Genomic DNA, 16,321 nt, shown 5'->3' on the forward strand with positions numbered 1-16,321 from the left:
ATGGAGGTTGCCGATGGGCAGGCTATTCGAGGAGCGTGAAAGGGCCGCCGAACTTCTATTCGCTCGCGACGAGGAGGCTCGTTTCATCGCACGATGCCGCCGGATGCGCGGACTTGCCGGATATGTTGCGGAGAAGCTTGGCGTTGACGCGCAGACGGCCGAGGCCTACGCGGTCGACCTGATCGCCTGCGTGGTCCAGGGCATGAAGGACGAGGCGCTGATCGAGCGCGTGCAGGCCGACCTCGCGGCCAACGGCGTCGTCGAGAGCGCCGCGGATCTGCGGGTGGAACTGGCGCGCGTCACCGCCAAGGCGGCGATCGACCAGATGGCGGTGCCGCCGGCCCCCGAGATGCGGGCCCAGCAGGCGGGCGTGACCGCCACCTGAGGAGCCCCACCCGCGGCATTGCCCTGCGCGGCCCGCCCGCGCAGGATGCGGCATGATCGCCGAGACTCACGAGGTCCTCAACCAGAGCCCACCCTTCGGCGAGGCGAACCTCGTGGCCCTCGACGCACCGCTCCTCGGCGCGCTTGCTGCGAACGGCGTCGACCCGGGAGCCGAGGGGCTCCCCGCCTTCGGGGCGGAATGGGGCAGCGCCGAGCGGATCGAGCTCGGGCGCCTCGCCAACGAGAACCCGCCGCGGCTGCGCACCCACGATGCGCGCGGCAACCGGGCGGACGTGGTCGAGTTCCACCCGGCCTACCACGCGCTGATGCGCGCGAGCGTCGGCGCCGGCCTGCACGCCTCCGCCTGGGACGGCGCCGATCCGGCCCGGCCGGTGCCGCGCGGGCACGCCGCGCGGGCGGCCCGGCTCTACACGGTCGCGGGCGTCGAGAGCGGGCATCTCTGTCCGATGACGATGACGAACGCGGCGCTCGGCGCGCTCGCGGCCGAGCCCGGGCTCTTCGCCGAATGGCTGCCGCGGCTCACCGCGCGCCATTACGACCCCGCCTTCCGGCCCTGGTACGAGAAGGCGGGCGTCACGCTCGGCATGGGGATGACGGAGAAGCAGGGCGGCACGGATGTCCGGGCCAACACCACGCGGGCCGAGCCGGCCGGGGGGGACGCCTACGCGCTCACCGGCCACAAGTGGTTCTTCTCCGCGCCCATGTGCGACGCCTTCCTGGTGCTCGCTCAGGCGCCCGGCGGGCTCACCTGCCTGCTGGTGCCCCGCCACCGGCCGGACGGGAGCGTCAACGCCCTGCGGCTGCAGAGGCTCAAGGACAAGCTCGGCAACCGCGCGAACGCCTCCTCGGAGGTCGAGTTCGCGGCGGCCTTCGGCCGGCGGGTCGGCCCGGAGGGCCGGGGCGTGCCGACCATCATCGGGATGGTGCAGCTGACGCGCCTCGACTGCGCGGTCGCCTCCGCGGGGCTCTGCCGGATGGCGCTGGTGCTGGCCCTCCACCATGCCCGCCACCGCAGCGTCCTCGGGCGGCGGCTCGCCGACCAGCCCGCCATGGCGCGCGTGCTCGCCGACCTCGCCCTCGAGAGCGAGGCACAGACGGCCCTGGCGCTGCGGCTCGCCGCCAGCTTCGATCGGGGCGAGGCGGCGCGCGCGCGCCTGCTGACGCCGGCCGTGAAATACGCGGTCTGCAAGGCGGCGCCCGGCTTCGTCTACGAGGCGATGGAATGCCTCGGCGGCAACGGCTACGTCGAGGAGAGCCCGCTGCCGCGCCTCTACCGGGAGGCGCCCGTCAACGCGATCTGGGAGGGCTCGGGCAACGTCATGGCGCTCGACGTGCTGCGCGCCGCCGGGCGGGCGCCCGAGGAGGCGGCGGCCGTCCTGGCCGATCTCGCCGCGGAGGCGCGGGGCCTGCCCGGCGCCCGCGAGGCCGCCGCGGCCGTTGCCGAGGCGCTGCGCGCGCCGGATCCCGAAGCCCGCGCCCGCGAGGCCACGGGCCGCCTCGCGGCGCTCGCGGCGGCCGCGGCGCTCGCGGCCTGCGCCCCGCCCGCGATCGCCGAGGCCTACGCGGCGACCCGCCTCGCGGCTCCGCGGGACGCCTACGGCGCCAACGCGGTCGGGCCGGCCGAGGCGCTGCTCCTGGAGCGCGCGCTGCCCTGAGGCTCCCCTCGCGCGATCCGGTCCCGTCCGGGGTTAACGGAGCGTTAACCTCCGGGACGTTCACCTGCTGCCCATGGTTCCTGGTCCGGCCCGCGGGGCTTCGCCGCGATGGCGGCCGGGAGAGCAGTTCGGAGAGGCGCCCGTGTTCCCATCTGCGCAGTGGCGCGTTCCGAAGCGGGCCTCCCGTCGCCTGTCCTCCGGTGTCGGCAAGCTCCTCAAGTCCGCCGCCAAGATCAGCGACGCGGCGGCCCAGCAGGGCCGCAAGGCCGTCCGCCAGGCCAGGACGGCGATGCGGGAGCGGCCGGCCGAGGCGGTGGACCGGCCCTCCGGGCAGTTCGTCGAGGTAGACGGCCTGCAGGTCCACTACATCGCGCGCGGGAAGGGCCGCCCCGTGGTGCTGATCCACGGCAACGGGACCATGGCCGAGGATTTCGTGATCTGCGGCCTCGTCGACCGCCTGGCCAAGCGCTACCGGGTGATCGCCATCGACCGGCCGGGCTTCGGCCACACCGACCGGCCGCGCCACCGCGTCTGGACGGCCACGGCCCAGGCCCGCCTCGTCGAGCGCGTGCTCGAGCGCCTCAACGTCGAGCGGCCCGTCATCGTCGGGCATTCCTGGGGCACCATCGTCTCCCTGTCCCTGGCGACCCAGACGCGGCGGGACCTACGGGGCCTCGTGCTCCTGTCCGGCTACTACCACCCGGCGCGGCGCGCCGACGTGGCGCTGATCGCGCCGCTGGCCATCCCGGGCCTCGGCGACGCCGCCCGCTCCCTGATGCCGGCCGCGCTCGGGCACCTGCTCGCCCCGCAGGTCTTCCGCCACGTATTCAAGCCGCAGCCCGTCCCGGCCCGCTTCAAGGCCCGCTTCCCGGTCGGGATCTCGATCCAGCCGACCCAGGCCCGGGCGAGCGCGGAGGACACCGCGAGCATGAACGCGGCCGCCTCCCTGCTGCAGCCGCATTACCCGAAGCTGCGCCTGCCGGTCGCGATCCTGACGGGGGACGCGGACGCGATCGTCGACGCGACCGAGCAATCCCGGCGCCTCCACGAGGCGGTGGCGGGCAGCCGGCTGACGGTGCTGCCCGGCCTCGGCCACATGATCCACTATTCGGCGCCCGGCCCGATCGAGCGGGCGGTGGACGGGATCATGGCCCTCTCCGGCAAGAGCCTGACCTGGGCTTGAGGATCCCGCGCGGACTGCGATCACCAGGGCGCCGCTCCGGGAGCGCGCCGCCCCGGCGCCTGCCCGCGGAAGCCGGCCCGACCGGAGCGCCGAGATCATCCGGGCGCATTGGATGCACGCGCTAAACCTTTAGACGTAGAACTTACAGCGTCTGGATCATACTCTTGCGCTGTTTTAGCTTCTAGTTGCCGCCATTAATCAATATTGGCGGCGCAAAATTTCGCATCGTGTTGATGGCGCCCGAATAGCTACCGCATCTTGCCTAAGCTATCCAGATTGCTCCGAGGGAGTTCGCGCCATGGCCGCCACCAGCACCCTGTCCATCAGCGTATCGGCCCACAGCTACGAGGGTGATCCCCAATTCATCGTCGAGGCCGACGGCTTTCAGATCGGGGGCGTCTTCACGACCGGCGCTCAGCGCACGAGCGGGCAGTCGCAGACGGTCACGCTCAGCGGGGACCTGAGCTGGGCGCACCAGATCTCCGTCACGTACATCAACGATTACAATCCGGTCCTGGGCAATTTCGACTTCGACCGCAACCTGTACGTCAACAGCATCACGTATGGCGGCCAGACCTTCGCCGGATCGAGTGCGACGCATACCAGCGCGGTGGCCTTCCTCGACACGACGGCGGCCCTGTACGGGACGGGAAGCGCCGTCACCTTCAACATCAACGGCTACGCGGGCCCTTACACCATCGATGGCGACCTCTTCGGGACGCTCGTGCACGACGGCCAAGGCCCGGGCGGCGAGATCTACGCGCTCTATGACGGCCTGCTCGGGCGCGCGCCCGACCTGCTCGGGCTGGAGGGCTGGACCCATGCCCTGAGCCACGGCACGTCGCTGCACGACATCGCGCAGGCCTTCCTCGCCTCGCCCGAGGGTCAGGCGCGGACCGGCGCCCTAGGCAACGCCGCCTTCGTCGAGCAGCTCTACGAATCGGCCCTCGACCGGCACTCCGACCCGGCCGGCCTGAGCTATTGGACCGCTGCGCTCGATGCCGGCGCCCAGCGCGCCGACGTGGCGCTGGGCTTCGTCCTGTCGAGCGAGCATCTCGCGAGCCTGAAGAGCGTGTACGACGCCGGCCTGTTCGTGCCCGACGCGCATGCCGCCGACGTGGCGCGGCTCTACTACGCGGTGCTCGACCGGGCACCCGACGCGGCGGGGCTGAGCGGCTGGACGAGCCAGCTCGACCAGGGCGCCTCGGTCGAGGGCGTGGCGCAGGCGTTCCTGGCAGCACCCGAGGTGCAGGCCAAGACGGGCGCCCTGACGAACGCGCAATACATCGACTGGCTCTACGAGAATGCGCTGGGGCGCCACGCGGAAGCCGCGGGGCTGGGCTACTGGACGGATCAGCTCGACCACGGTGCCTCGCGCGCGGGCTTGGCCATCGGCATCGGCCTCGGCGCGGAAGCCCAGCAGCACCACCTCGCCGAGATCGAAGCCGGCTGGCACGTGCTGTGAAGGGCGCGCCGCCCCGCCGGACGCCTCCGCTCGGCCGGGCGGCGGTCCCGCGCGGCCGGTCCGGCATCCGGGGCGAGGCCGCTCACGGGCCGCCGGCGAGCGCCCCCTCGATCACCATGATGAGCGCGTCGAGGTCGATCCGGCCCTCGATCGCCGCGTAGCCGGGCTCGCGCGTGTCGACCTTCGGGGCGGGATCTTCAGCCTCGGCTTGGCGCTCCAATTCGGCGATGATGGCGTCGCGAATCGTCTTCTGTAGGTCCATGGGCGCTCCTCGGGTTCGGGGCGGCGGGCTGCGACGGCCCGCGCCGCAGGGAGAATGCGCGCCGGCGCGGATCGGTTCGGGGCGGGCCCGCCATATGGTGCCCCGGGATGCGTTCTGGTATTCGGCATGCCAACGAGGGAGGCCCGGGCGCCATGACCATCCTGTTCCATCACCCCGCCGCGCTGGAGCACCGGACGCCGAAGGGGCACCCCGAGCGGCCGGAGCGCATGCGCGCGGTCGAGGCGGCGCTTTCGGGCGAGGCCTTCGCGGGGCTCGACCGGCGGGCGCCCGAGCCCGCCGCCGTCGCCACGGTGGCGCTCGCCCATCCCGAGGACTGGGTGCGGGCGATCTTGAAGGCGGCGCCGGAGGACGGGCTCGTCAGCATCGATTCCGACACGGTGCTGTCGCCCGGCACGATCGACTGCGTGCTGCGCGGCGTCGGCGCGGCGGTGCAGGGGGTCGACGCGGTGATGACGGGGGCGGCGGCCAACGCCTTCTCGGCCATGCGCCCGCCCGGCCACCACGCCGAGCGCACCCGCGCCATGGGCTTCTGCATCTTCAACAACGCCGCGGTCGCGGCGCGCCACGCCCGGACCGTGCACGGGGCCGAGCGCGTCGCCATCGTCGACTGGGACGTGCATCACGGCAACGGCAGCCAGGACATCTTCTGGGACGACCCCTCGGTGCTGTTCTGCTCGACGCACCAGATGCCGCTCTACCCGGGCAGCGGCGCGGTCTCGGAGGCGGGGGAGCACGGCACCATCGTCAACGCCCCGCTTCGCCCCGGCGACGGCGGCGAGGCCTTCCGGGAGGCCTTCGAGAGCCGCGTGCTGCCGCGCCTCGACGCCTTCCGGCCCGACCTCGTCATCCTGTCGGCGGGGTTCGACGCGCATTGGCGCGACCCGCTCGCCAACCTGATGCTGGAGGCGGAGGATTTCGCCTGGGCGACCCGGCAGGTGATGGAGCGGGCCGACCGCCATTGCGGCGGGCGCGTCGTGTCGCTGCTGGAGGGCGGCTACGACCTGACGGGCCTCGGCGAATCGGTCGCCGCCCATGTGGCGGTGCTGATGGGGCGGTAGGCGGGTGGAGGGCCGGAAAGGCCGGTCGGCGCGGCGGGCGAGCCAGGCTCCCCCTCCCACCGCGACGACCGGTCCCCCGCGGGCCGCGCGGATCGCTGAAGCGGATCCCGTGCCCGATGGCGACGATATGCGCCCTCGGCACGGGCCGGTCCGTGCGATGGATCACATCCGGCGCGCCGGGCCCGGCTTTCGTGCCCGCCGGAAAAAGGCCAAGCTGTCGCCACGCTCTCGAGAAGGTGTCCCCGCGTGGCTCGCGAACCCGTCCGGTCCTCGTTGCTGATCGCATCCCTGGCGGCGGGACTCGGCGCGAGCCCGGCTGCCGCCGAGATGCAGGTGCTCGCCGCCAAGATCGTGGGGGGCGAGCTCTGGGTGCTCGGCTGGACCGACGAGCCCGACACCGAGATCGCCCTCGACGGGCGCTTCCCGCGCCGCACCGACGCCAAGGGCAATTTCGAGTTCCGGGCGGTCTACCACCCGCCGAGCTGCATCGTGGCCCTGCGCACGCCGCACCAGGAGCGCAACGCGGTCGTGGGCGAGTGCGGCCAGCAGGGGCCCGCCGGCCCTCCTGGACCTTCTGGACCTCCTGGCCCAGCCGGCCCTGCCGGCGCTCCTGGCCCTGCCGGCCCGGAAGGGCGCGCGGGCGCCGACGGGCAGGCCGGCGCGCCCGCCTCCGTCGCAGCCCCTCCCGTCCCGGGTTCGGCCGGGCCGGCCAGCCCGCCGGGCCCCGCGGGTCCGCCCGGGCCGGCAGGCTCGGCCGGATTGCGGGGCGAACGCGGCGAGCGGGGCGAACCCGGGCCGGCCGGCCGCGACGGGGCGCCGGGTCCCGCCGGGCCGCCCGGCGAGGCCGGCGCGCTCGGATCGCCCGGCCCCCGGGGGGAACGGGGCGAGCGCGGCGAACCGGGCCCGGCCGGCCCGGCCGGCACTCCGGGCCTGCGCGGCCCGGCCGGCGAGCCCGGGCCGGCCGGCCCGCCCGGCAAGGTCGGCCCGCGCGGTCCCGCAGGTCCGCCCGGCTCCCGCGGCCCGGCCGGGCCGGCGGGCCAGCGGGGCACGAGCGCGCCCGCGCCGAGCCCGGCCGCGCCCTATTAGTCGGGGGCGAGCGCCCTATGATCAGGACACCTGAGGAGATCCGAGCCGCATGACCGTGTCGACCGTGCCGACCACGCCGTTCCCCGACCAGAAGCCGGGCACGTCGGGCTTGCGCAAGAAGGTGCCGGTCTTCCAGCAACCGCGCTACGTCGAGAACTTCGTGCAGGCGATCCTCGACACGGTCCCCGACCGGGAGGGCGCCACCCTCGTGGTCGGCGGCGACGGGCGCTACCTCAACCGCGAGGTGGTGCAGACCACCCTGCGGATCGCGGCCGCCAACGGCATCGCGCGCGCCCTGGTGGGGCAGGGGGGGCTGCTCTCGACGCCGGCCGCCTCCTGCGTCATCCGCAAGGCCGGCGCGGTCGGCGGCATCGTGCTCTCGGCAAGCCACAATCCCGGCGGTCCGGACGGGGATTTCGGCATCAAGTTCAACGCCGCCAACGGCGGTCCCGCGCCCGAGAGCGTCACCGAGGCGATCTTCGCGCGCACCCGGGCGCTGACCGAGTACCGGATCGTGGAGGCGCCGGACCTCGACCTCGATCGGATCGGCCGGGCGCGGATCGGCGCGATGGAGGTCGAGATCATCGACCCCGTGGCCGATTACGCGGCGCTGATGCGCGAGATCGTGGACTTTCCCGCGATCCGGGCCCTGTTCGCGTCCGGATTCCGGATGCGCTTCGACGCGATGAGCGCGGTGACGGGCCCCTACGCCAGGGCGATCCTCGAGGGCGAGCTCGGCGCGCCGGCCGGCACCGTCGTCAACGCCGAGCCGAAGCCCGATTTCGGCGGCCACCATCCCGATCCGAACCCGGTCCACGCCCACGACCTGATGGCCCTGATGCTCGGCCCCGACGCGCCCGATTTCGGCGCCGCCTCGGACGGGGACGGCGACCGCAACATGATCGTGGCGCCGGGCCGCTTCGTCACCCCGAGCGACAGCCTCGCGATCCTGACGGCGCAGGCGCGCAACGCGCCGGGCTACGCGGCGGGGCTCGCCGGCGTCGCGCGCTCGATGCCGACGAGCCGGGCGGTGGACCGGGTCGCGGCCGCGCTCGGCATCCGGGCCTACGAGACGCCGACGGGTTGGAAGTTCTTCGGCAACCTGCTCGATGCCGGGCTGATCACGCTGTGCGGCGAGGAGAGCGCCGGCACCGGCTCGAACCACGTGCGCGAGAAGGACGGGCTCTGGGCGGTGCTGCTCTGGCTCAACATCCTGGCTGCCACGGGCAGGCCCGCGCAGGACCTCGTGCGCGACCATTGGGCCCGGTTCGGGCGCGACTACTACGCCCGCCACGATTACGAGGAGGTCGAGACCGAGGCGGCGAACGCCGTGATGGAGGGCCTGCGCAGCCGGCTCGGCTGCCTTCCCGGGCAGCGGGTCGCGGGCCTCACGGTCGCGGCCGCGGACGAGTTCCGCTACGTCGATCCCGTCGACGGGTCGGTGACCGAGCGGCAGGGCATCCGCATCCTGTTCGCCGAGGATGCGCGCGTGGTCTACCGCCTCTCCGGCACTGGCACGGCGGGCGCTACCCTGCGGGTCTACATCGAGCGCTATTCGGCCGACCGGCTCGACGCGGCCGTGGAGGAGATGCTGGCCCCCGTGGTCGAGGCCGCGCGGGCGCTCGGCGCCGTCGCGGCCCTGACGGGGCGCGAGGAGCCCAGCGTCGTCACCTGAGGCGCGTCACTGGCCCCCGAAGGCCCGCAGCGGGTGGCCGGCCTCCGAGCGGTGCATCATGCAGACCGCGCCCGCGACGTCGTCGATCGAGACCAGGCGCGGGCCGACCGCCGCGATCAGCATCAGCTCGCACTGGCCGAGGATCGCGTTGACAGGCGCGCGGCAGGCCTCCCCGGCGATCTGCGAGGCCTCGATCCCGCCGACGGCCGTGGTCATGACCCGGCGCATCTCCGCGGCGAGATGGCGCGTGAGCGGCGGGCGCGTAGGCCGAGGCGATCAGGCGGGCTCAATCCTCGGCCGAGCTTAGGGCTGCGCGCCGGCCTCCTCCCGGTCGCTCGCGTTGACGGCGGCGTGCATCGCCGTGCAGTGCCGGACGAGGTTGGCCCGCGACGCGACGCAGCGCCGGAGCGGCGTATCGATCGGGAAGAAGTGGATGTTGGCGATGAAGCCGTAGAGGCCGGCATCGACGCTGGTCGGCTCCGGACCGAACAGGTAGCCGTCCGGGGGAACGAGGTTTGCCAGCACCGCGAGATCGGCGAGTCCGCGCGCGTAGGCGGCCTCCGGATCGAAGCGGCCGATCCCCTGGTAATGGTAGCGCTGGAAATTGAACGCCCGCGCCGCCTGAAGGCCGGCCTCCGTGAGGTCCGGGTGCGCGCGCAGCAGCGCGTCCCGGAAGGCCGGCCAGAATCGGTCGTCCTTCCAGCGCGCGTAGGACATCACCCAGTAGAGGTCATCGAGCAGGCGCGTGATCAGCAACCCGGTATCGCGCTGCGCCCGCGTGAGCCGGTCGTCGAGGCGCGCCCCGTGGGCGCGGGCCAGATGGGCGATGATCGTGTCGCTGTCGCCGACCGTCTCGGGCCCGTCCGTGATGTAGGGCAGCTGGCCCCGCGGGGCGCCCGAGGCGTCGACGATGTGCCGGTGGACGAACCGCAGGCCGGCGAGCCGCAGGAATGCGAAGACCTTGAGCCCGTAGCCGTTGTTGTCGGCGACCCCGAACAGCCCGGGGTAGGAATAGAGCGTGATCATGTCTGCCTCCGGGACGGCATCGGGTGCGGCGGCGGGGCCGCGCCCGATCGCCTGGCCCGCGGCAGGCGGATGCCCAACCAGCCCGTCGCGCCCGCATGGGCTAGCGAATCGCCGCGGTCAGCACCCGCAGCTCAGCTGGATAGCCAGCCGCAGAGCGATTTTACCGAAAATGTCCATTCGCCGAAAATGTCCATTCGCATTGAGGGTGCTCAACTGCGGATTCGCTGCGCGACGATCGTCTGGAGCGTCGAAGAATAGTGCGCCGGACGGTCGATACGTTCTGTTCGCATCGTCGTGGCGATTTCGCCCCCGTCTCGATGAGCAATCCGCCTCGGCTCGCTCAGGTCGGCCGAACGAGCCGCGCTGATGACCCACGCTCCGTCATCGGGCTCGCCATAAGGCAGCGACCAGCCCCAGGTTGCTCAACGCCAATGCCGCCAGAACAAGCCACAGCGCATCGGCGCCTCCGTGCGCGAGGACGAACGCGCCGAGGAGGGGCGCCAGGGCTTGCGCCACCAATCCCGGCCGCGCCAGCCGCCCGACCAGGGGGGCGTAGCGCTCCGGTCCGAACAGCACGAGGGGCACCGTGCCCCGCGCGATCGAGTAGATCCCGTTGCCGCCCCCGTAGAGGATCAAGGCCAGAGCGACGGCCGGCAGGCCGAAGGCCAGCATCATGACGCCGAGCGCTACGAGACTCATCGCGGCGGTCAGCGTCCAGAGCGGATAATGCCGCCCCTTGCCGCCCATCTCGATCACGCGGGCTGCGACCTGCGACGGGCCAATCAGCGCGCCGAACGTGACGGCCGCGGCGAGCGCGACGCCCCGCGCTTGTAGGAGTGCCAGCAGGTGCACTGATACCAGCGTCATCACGGTGCCGCCCAGCACCAGCACGCCGGCCATCAGATGGAAGGCCCGCCGCTCGCGGGGCGAGAGCGGCGCGTTCCTCTTGCATGCCCGGTCAGGGCCGGCCTCCAGCGCGGGAGCCTTCGGGATCAGGCCGAGGATCAGCGGCAACGTGACCAGCAGGTGCAGGCCGACATAGGCGAAGCACGCCCCCCGCCACCCGACGTGCTCGACGAGGAAGGCCGATAGCGGCCAGCAGACGGTGCTGGCGAACCCGCCCCAGAGGGTCAGCGTGGTGATAGCCGGCCGCGCCTGCGCGCCGTAGAGGCGGCCGAGCGTCGCGAAGGCCGGGTCGTAGAGGCCGCAGCCCATGCCGAGGCCGATCACCAGCCAGCCCGCCAGGAACACGGGCAGGTTCGGCGCCAGGCCGAGAACGAGGAGACCCATGGCCAGCAGCAGGGCGGCTAGGGCGAGGACCGGGCGTCCGCCGTGGTGTTGGATGGCGGCGCCGACTCGAGGAGAGGCGAGCGCGGCCACCATCAGGCCGAGGGAGAGGCCGCCGACCACCCAGGCCAGGGACCAGCCGGTATCCCGCGCGATCGGGCCGGCGAGAACGGCCGGCAGGTAGAACGACGAGCCCCAGGCGAGGATCTCGACGACACCAAGGGCACTGATGATGGTCAAGCGGCCGCGGCCGCCCGCGTCAGGCTGCACGCGAGGCAGGCTTCAGAGCTGCTCCCTTTCGCGCAGCGCCGCGCTCATACCAGCCCTGGCTGCGGTTCACGATCCAGACCACCGAGAGCATCACGGGCACCTCGATGAGCACGCCGACCACTGTGGCAAGCGCTGCGCCCGAGTTGAAGCCGAACAGGCTGATCGCGGCGGCGACGGCGAGCTCGAAGAAGTTCGAGGCGCCGATCAGCGCCGAGGGACCGGCGACGCAGTGCTGCTCCCCGGCTGCCCGGTTCAGCACGTAGGCGAGCCCAGCGTTGACGTAGACCTGGATCAGGATCGGCACGGCGAGCAGACCGATGACGGCCGGCTGGGCCAGGATCTGCTCGCCCTGGAAGCCGAACAGCAGCACCAGGGTCGCGAGCAGCGCCGCGAGGGAGATCGGGCTCATCGTCCTGAGCAGGCGATCGAGGGCCGGCTGCCCGCCCGAGACCAGCAGGCTGCGGCGGATTACCTGCGCGATGAGGACCGGGATCACGATGTAGAGCACGACCGAGAGCACCAGCGTGCCCCAGGGCGCCGTGATGGCCGAGAGCCCGAGCAGCAGGCCGACGATCGGCGCGAAGGCGACGACCATGATCGTGTCGTTGAGCGCGACCTGGCTCAGCGTGAAGTGCGGCTCGCCCTTCGTCAGGTTCGACCACACGAACACCATCGCGGTGCAGGGCGCCGCGGCCAGAATGATGAGGCCGGCGATGTAGCTGTCGATCTGGTCGGGCGGCAGATAGGGCCGGAACAGGTAGCCCACGAAGAGCCAGCCGAGCGCGGCCATCGAGAAGGGCTTCACCGCCCAGTTGATGAACAGCGTCACGCCGATGCCGCGCCAGTGCTGACTGACTTGGCGTAGCGCGGCGAAGTCGATCTTGAGCAGCATGGGGATGACCATCAGCCAGATCAGGGCGGCGACCGGCAGGTTGACCTTCGCGACCTCGGCCGCGCCGATCGCGTGAAAGACGCCCGGCATGACGTGGCCGAGGGCGACGCCCGCGACGATGCAGAGTCCGACCCACAGGGTCAGGTAGCGCTCGAACGTGCTCATCGGGTTCCTCAGGCGGTAGCGACGCGGCGACCGTGCTCGTCGACGACGCGCTCGCCGTCCTCCTTCACGAACTCGCCCTGCTGCGCCGGCAGGAGATCCAGCACCGCCTCGGATGGCCGGCACAGGCGCACGCCCTTCGGGCTCACCACGAGCGGCCGGTTGATCAGGATCGGGTGCTCGACCATCGCGTCGAGCAGCTGGTCGTCGGTCAGAGACGGGTCGCCTAGACCCAGCTCGGCGTAGGGCGTGCCCTTCTCGCGGAGGAGGTCGCGCACGGAGATCCCGGCCCGCTCGGCGAGCTGGCGCAGGAGCGCCCGGATCGGCGGGGTCTTCAGATACTCGACGACGTGCGGCTCGATGCCGGCGTTGCGGATCATCGCTAGGGTGTTGCGCGACGTGCCACAGGCGGGGTTGTGGTAGATCACGACGTCGATCGCTGGCTCAGGCATGGGCGGCCTCCGTAGCTATGCAGCAGGCGTCGAGCGCAGCGACAGCCGGAGCGCAGACCTCCGGGCGTCCCTGGCAGCAATCCTTCATCAGGAAGCCAATCAGCGCCGACATTGTCGGGTAGAGGGCGCTGTAGATGATCGAGCGGCCCTCGCGCCGGGACTGGACGAGCCCGGCGTGCTCCAACTCCTTCAGGTGGAAGGACAGGTTCGAGGTGGACACCCCTACCTGGCTGCTCAGCACACCGGCTGCCAGACCATCCGGGCCGGCCGTGACGAGGTGCCGGACGATGCGCAGGCGAGTCTCCTGCGATAGGGCCGCAAAGACTGCCAGGGCTTGCCGTTCGTCCATCTTCGTTCCAATATCTCAAGAGATGTTGAAACGTAGATGAATGCGCGCCCGTGAACAACCCCGACCAGCCCTTCACCGATGGCCTGCCGAACGTCAGCGAGGCGCACTTCGAGGTGCCGACGGGCAACCTCGTGCATGCCGCCACGCCGTTCACCCACGCGCCCCGGTTCCTGATCCTCTACGGCTCGCTCCGAGAGCGCTCGTTCAGCCGGTTCCTCGCCTACGAGGCCGCGCGCCTGCTGGAGCGCATGGGCGGCGAGGTGCGGATCTTCCACGCCCACGGCCTGCCGCTGCCCGACGACGCCACGGCCGACCATCCCAAGGTGCAGGAGCTGCGGCAGCTCTCGCTCTGGTCCGAGGGCCAGGTCTGGGTCTCGCCCGAGCGCCACGGCAACCTGACCGGCGTGATGAAGAGCCAGATCGATTGGCTGCCGCTCAGCGAGGGCTCGGTGCGCCCGACGCAGGGCCGGACGCTGGCCGTCATGCAGGTGTCCGGCGGCTCGCAGAGCTTCAACGCCGTGAACGCCTTGCGCGTGCTCGGCCGCTGGATGCGGATGATCACCATCCCGAACCAGTCCTCGGTGCCGATGGCCTACAAGGAGTTCGATGACGCCGGCCGCATGAAGCCCGGGCCGCTCTACGACCGGGTCGTCGACGTCTGCGAGGAGCTGATGAAGTTCACGCTGCTGACCCGTGAGCGGGCGGCCTACCTCGTGGACCGCTACAGCGAGCGCAAGGAGCGCGAGCCTGAGCGGCTGAAGGGCGTGGCCGCCGACATCGGGTTCGTGAAGCGGTAGAAGCGCTCAACCATGCCCATGCCGGTGGTGCAGATCCGGGTAATGGACGTGCTTGTGCCGCATCGGCTCGTGCCGGTGCCGGTGTGAATGCGGCTCCGTCACCGGTCCGTCGTGGGCGTGCTGGTGGTGCTCGTCATGCACGTGGCTGTGCTCGTGCTCCATCGCCTCGTGCTCGTGCTCATGATCATGTCGTTCGGCCAGGTGCAGCCAGAGGCCGAGGCCCATCAGCAGCCCAGCCACAACGAGCTGCGCCGTTACCGGCTCGCGCAGGAGTATCAGGGCGATCACCGCGCCGATGAAGGGCGCGAGCGAGAAATACGCTCCCGTCCGCGCCGTGCCGAGGTGGCGCAGGGCCAGGATGAACAGCACGAGGCTGACGCCGACACCCACAAACCCGATCACGGCCGCCGCGCTGATCGTGCCGATCGACGGTAGGCTTGCGCCGCGCCCCAGGCCCAGCATGAGGTTCACGCTTCCGGCCGCCAGGCCTTTGATGAGCGCGATCAGCACCGGGTCGGCCGAGGACAGCTTGCGGGTCAGGTTGTTGTCGATGCCCCAAGCCACGCAGGCTGCAGCGATCAGCAGAGCACCTGTATCGATGTGGATCCCCTGGCCCTGCCAGGACAGCACGACGGCTCCCGCGAGGATGGCCGCAGCCCCGAGCAGCAGCTGCCGGTCGACATTCTCGCGGAACACGAGCCAGGCGATCCCCATGGTCGCCAGCCCTTCAAGGTTGAGCAACAACGAGCCCGACGAGGCGGTCGTCTGGGTCAGGCCGAGCATCAGGAGCAGCGGCCCGGCGACACCGCCGAACAGCACCACGACCCCAAGCCATGGCAGGTCAGCATGCCGCAAGGGCGCCTCCGGCGCTTCGATGCCGAGCACAGCGCGCCCGGCGTTGACAGCAGAGAGGCCGATACCCGCGCCCAGGTAGAGCAAACCGGCGAGGATCTGCGGATCCGCAGTGTCGAGCAGCAGCTTGGCGAAAGGGGGAGAGGCCCCGAACAGGATGGCTGAGGCGAGTGCTAGCGGCACGCCAGGCCAAAGGTGGGAGTGGGTGTGATTGGGCATGGCGCACCCTAGCATCCCGTGCCCCACTCGCTGCACCGGAGACTTATTCGAAGGCCGCGCTCGGCGATCGACCGATCAGGTCTTGGCAACCCTCACCTGGTCGAGGGCGGCGCGCAGGCCTTTGACGAGCTTGGCCACGTCATCGTTGGCCCAGAAGTGCATGAAGAACAGCCGCGGCTCATCGTCGAGCATGTGGTTGTGCAGGGCTGTGACCTCGATGCCGTTCGTCCGCAGCGCCTTCAACACCGGGTTCACTTCGTCGGCGGTGAGCACGAAGTCGCCCGTGACGGCGGCCTTGCCGCCGCCGGTCGGCTGGAAGTTGATGGCGATGGCCGAGCCCATCGCCTCCGGCACCACCATGCCGTGGTCCCGCGGTGTCTGCGCCCGGGGCACGCTGACCGCGTAGACGCCGCCGTTGACCTTGCCCTTGCGCCCGAGCTCGCGGTCGATGGCCGCGGTGTCGAGGTCGAGCGTCTGGTCGGGGGCCGCGGCCCGGACCGGCACGGGGCCTTCGCCGGCCGAGGCTGGCCCAGTATTCCCAAAGGGTGGCGTGCCGCCAGCGGTCGCGCCGCCGAACGGTGTCCGGCTCGCGCCCAAGGCCTCACGCAACGTCATGGCGAGCTTCTGCGGGTCGCCATGCCCGGAGACGTGCATGTAGAGGGTGCCGGGCGAGGCGCGCAGCAGGTGGTTGTGCAGCGCCGTGATCTCGATCCCGTTCTCGATCAGGTGCTGCATGACCGGGTTCACCTCGTCCTCCGTCAGGACGAGGTCGCCCATGACCATGACCTCGCCATCCATCTTCCGAAAGGCGAGCCAGGAGCCCAGAGCGAAGGCAGGCTTCAACGCCACCCCGTCGAGGGTGACGTGCAAGTCGGAACGCGGCAGCCCGACCCGATAGACGTTGCCCGGCATCGCGGCCCCCGGCTTGCCCAGGCCGGTGTCGATGGCGTGCTGCCACTCCTCGCCGGCCGAGGCGGCAGGCGCGTAGGCGATGAGGCCCAGGAGAGCGATGGTTGCAGGCGACGGACGCATGGTCATCTCCGTTGATGTCCTTGCCGAGCGATCCTGACGGCGCGTCAGACCAGCCCCGTCAGGCGCAGGGCCACGCCGGCCGCCGCGCAGGCGGCGAGGGTCGCGATCATGCTGGTCTGGAACCGGAACACGGCCACGACCGCCGCGAGCGCGAGCAGCAGCGCCCAAGGGTT

17 protein-coding genes are annotated in these 16,321 nt (G+C 71.7%); 8 read left to right on the forward strand and 9 right to left on the reverse strand.

Going from position 1 to position 16,321, the window contains the following annotated elements; genetic code table 11:
* Nucleotides 1-13: 13 nt before the first annotated feature.
* The 4 genes from WDW90_RS21510 to WDW90_RS21525 all read left to right on the forward strand — a co-directional run bounded on the left by WDW90_RS21510 (nucleotide 14) and on the right by WDW90_RS21525 (nucleotide 4,708).
* A complete protein-coding gene (locus tag WDW90_RS21510) occupies nucleotides 14-385 on the forward strand; it encodes a DUF1476 domain-containing protein (RefSeq protein WP_336489508.1) in 372 nt (123 codons plus the stop codon).
* Nucleotides 386-437: 52 nt separating this feature from the next.
* Entirely contained in the window at nucleotides 438-2,060 is a 1,623-nt protein-coding gene (locus WDW90_RS21515; protein ID WP_336489509.1) for an acyl-CoA dehydrogenase family protein, read from the forward strand.
* Nucleotides 2,061-2,202: 142 nt separating this feature from the next.
* On the forward strand, nucleotides 2,203-3,243 hold the full coding sequence (locus WDW90_RS21520; protein ID WP_336489510.1) for an alpha/beta fold hydrolase: 1,041 nt from the start codon (nucleotides 2,203-2,205) through the stop codon (nucleotides 3,241-3,243).
* Between the two features lie 298 nt (nucleotides 3,244-3,541).
* Nucleotides 3,542-4,708, forward strand: a complete 1,167-nt coding sequence (locus WDW90_RS21525; RefSeq protein WP_336489511.1) for a DUF4214 domain-containing protein — start codon at nucleotides 3,542-3,544, stop codon at nucleotides 4,706-4,708.
* Nucleotides 4,709-4,790: 82 nt separating this feature from the next.
* On the opposite strand, the gene WDW90_RS21530 is transcribed toward WDW90_RS21525, so the two are convergent.
* A complete protein-coding gene (locus tag WDW90_RS21530) occupies nucleotides 4,791-4,970 on the reverse strand; it encodes a hypothetical protein (protein ID WP_336489512.1) in 180 nt (59 codons plus the stop codon).
* Between the two features lie 152 nt (nucleotides 4,971-5,122).
* On the opposite strand from WDW90_RS21530, the gene WDW90_RS21535 reads away from it, so the two are divergent.
* From WDW90_RS21535 to WDW90_RS21545, 3 genes are all read left to right on the forward strand, one after another.
* Complete coding sequence (locus tag WDW90_RS21535; protein ID WP_336489513.1) at nucleotides 5,123-6,049, forward strand: histone deacetylase family protein; 927 nt, start codon at nucleotides 5,123-5,125, stop codon at nucleotides 6,047-6,049.
* Between the two features lie 246 nt (nucleotides 6,050-6,295).
* Nucleotides 6,296-7,135 (forward strand): collagen-like domain-containing protein, encoded by an 840-nt coding sequence (locus tag WDW90_RS21540; protein ID WP_336489514.1) that lies wholly within the window; start codon nucleotides 6,296-6,298, stop codon nucleotides 7,133-7,135.
* Between the two features lie 49 nt (nucleotides 7,136-7,184).
* Complete coding sequence (locus WDW90_RS21545) at nucleotides 7,185-8,810, forward strand: alpha-D-glucose phosphate-specific phosphoglucomutase (RefSeq protein WP_336489515.1); 1,626 nt, start codon at nucleotides 7,185-7,187, stop codon at nucleotides 8,808-8,810.
* 6 nt (nucleotides 8,811-8,816) lie between these two features.
* On the opposite strand, the gene WDW90_RS21550 is transcribed toward WDW90_RS21545, so the two are convergent.
* The 6 genes from WDW90_RS21550 to WDW90_RS21575 all read right to left on the reverse strand — a co-directional run bounded on the left by WDW90_RS21550 (nucleotide 8,817) and on the right by WDW90_RS21575 (nucleotide 13,248).
* Nucleotides 8,817-9,026 (reverse strand): hypothetical protein, encoded by a 210-nt coding sequence (locus tag WDW90_RS21550; RefSeq protein ID WP_336489516.1) that lies wholly within the window; start codon nucleotides 9,024-9,026, stop codon nucleotides 8,817-8,819.
* Nucleotides 9,027-9,113: 87 nt separating this feature from the next.
* On the reverse strand, nucleotides 9,114-9,836 hold the full coding sequence (locus tag WDW90_RS21555; protein ID WP_336489517.1) for a glutathione S-transferase C-terminal domain-containing protein: 723 nt from the start codon (nucleotides 9,834-9,836) through the stop codon (nucleotides 9,114-9,116).
* Between the two features lie 381 nt (nucleotides 9,837-10,217).
* Nucleotides 10,218-11,393 carry an MFS transporter gene (locus tag WDW90_RS21560; RefSeq protein ID WP_336489518.1) on the reverse strand — a complete coding sequence of 392 codons (1,176 nt, stop codon included), beginning with the start codon at nucleotides 11,391-11,393 and terminating at the stop codon, nucleotides 10,218-10,220.
* Complete coding sequence (gene arsB, locus WDW90_RS21565) at nucleotides 11,383-12,450, reverse strand: ACR3 family arsenite efflux transporter (protein ID WP_336489519.1); 1,068 nt, start codon at nucleotides 12,448-12,450, stop codon at nucleotides 11,383-11,385. Before arsB ends, WDW90_RS21560 begins: the two co-directional genes overlap by 11 nt.
* Nucleotides 12,451-12,458: 8 nt before the next feature.
* Nucleotides 12,459-12,884, reverse strand: coding sequence for an arsenate reductase (glutaredoxin) (gene arsC / locus WDW90_RS21570; protein WP_336489523.1), 426 nt, complete (start codon nucleotides 12,882-12,884; stop codon nucleotides 12,459-12,461).
* A gap of 7 nt (nucleotides 12,885-12,891) precedes the next feature.
* Entirely contained in the window at nucleotides 12,892-13,248 is a 357-nt protein-coding gene (locus tag WDW90_RS21575; RefSeq protein ID WP_336489520.1) for an ArsR/SmtB family transcription factor, read from the reverse strand.
* Nucleotides 13,249-13,298: 50 nt separating this feature from the next.
* On the opposite strand from WDW90_RS21575, the gene arsH reads away from it, so the two are divergent.
* Nucleotides 13,299-14,045: an arsenical resistance protein ArsH gene (gene arsH, locus WDW90_RS21580; RefSeq protein WP_336489521.1), complete on the forward strand. Its 747-nt coding sequence runs from the start codon at nucleotides 13,299-13,301 to the stop codon at nucleotides 14,043-14,045.
* 6 nt (nucleotides 14,046-14,051) lie between these two features.
* Here arsH and WDW90_RS21585 read toward each other — a convergent pair whose 3' ends face one another.
* Nucleotides 14,052-15,116 carry a DMT family transporter gene (locus WDW90_RS21585; protein ID WP_336489522.1) on the reverse strand — a complete coding sequence of 355 codons (1,065 nt, stop codon included), beginning with the start codon at nucleotides 15,114-15,116 and terminating at the stop codon, nucleotides 14,052-14,054.
* A 75-nt stretch (nucleotides 15,117-15,191) separates the two neighbouring features.
* The gene (locus WDW90_RS21590; protein WP_336489524.1) at nucleotides 15,192-16,148 is read right to left on the reverse strand and encodes a DUF1259 domain-containing protein; all 957 of its coding nucleotides are present in this window, start codon (nucleotides 16,146-16,148) and stop codon (nucleotides 15,192-15,194) included.
* Between the last annotated feature and the right edge of the window lie 173 nt (nucleotides 16,149-16,321).

Origin of the sequence: Methylobacterium nigriterrae (assembly GCF_037106235.1) — a bacterium.
Classification (GTDB): Bacteria; Pseudomonadota; Alphaproteobacteria; order Rhizobiales; family Beijerinckiaceae; genus Methylobacterium; species Methylobacterium nigriterrae.

Excerpts from the sequence above, each read along its gene's own strand:
- WDW90_RS21510 (WP_336489508.1), top strand. The coding sequence starts at position 14 with ATGGGCAGGCTATTCGAGGAGCGTGAAAGGGCCGCCGAACTTCTATTC.
- WDW90_RS21515 (WP_336489509.1), top strand. The coding sequence starts at position 438 with ATGATCGCCGAGACTCACGAGGTCCTCAACCAGAGCCCACCCTTCGGC.
- WDW90_RS21525 (WP_336489511.1), top strand. The coding sequence starts at position 3,542 with ATGGCCGCCACCAGCACCCTGTCCATCAGCGTATCGGCCCACAGCTAC.
- WDW90_RS21530 (WP_336489512.1), bottom strand. The coding sequence starts at position 4,970 with ATGGACCTACAGAAGACGATTCGCGACGCCATCATCGCCGAATTGGAG.
- WDW90_RS21535 (WP_336489513.1), top strand. The coding sequence starts at position 5,123 with ATGACCATCCTGTTCCATCACCCCGCCGCGCTGGAGCACCGGACGCCG.
- WDW90_RS21545 (WP_336489515.1), top strand. The coding sequence starts at position 7,185 with ATGACCGTGTCGACCGTGCCGACCACGCCGTTCCCCGACCAGAAGCCG.
- WDW90_RS21550 (WP_336489516.1), bottom strand. The coding sequence starts at position 9,026 with ATGACCACGGCCGTCGGCGGGATCGAGGCCTCGCAGATCGCCGGGGAG.
- WDW90_RS21555 (WP_336489517.1), bottom strand. The coding sequence starts at position 9,836 with ATGATCACGCTCTATTCCTACCCCGGGCTGTTCGGGGTCGCCGACAAC.
- arsB (WP_336489519.1), bottom strand. The coding sequence starts at position 12,450 with ATGAGCACGTTCGAGCGCTACCTGACCCTGTGGGTCGGACTCTGCATC.
- WDW90_RS21575 (WP_336489520.1), bottom strand. The coding sequence starts at position 13,248 with ATGGACGAACGGCAAGCCCTGGCAGTCTTTGCGGCCCTATCGCAGGAG.
- WDW90_RS21585 (WP_336489522.1), bottom strand. The coding sequence starts at position 15,116 with ATGCCCAATCACACCCACTCCCACCTTTGGCCTGGCGTGCCGCTAGCA.
- WDW90_RS21590 (WP_336489524.1), bottom strand. The coding sequence starts at position 16,148 with ATGCGTCCGTCGCCTGCAACCATCGCTCTCCTGGGCCTCATCGCCTAC.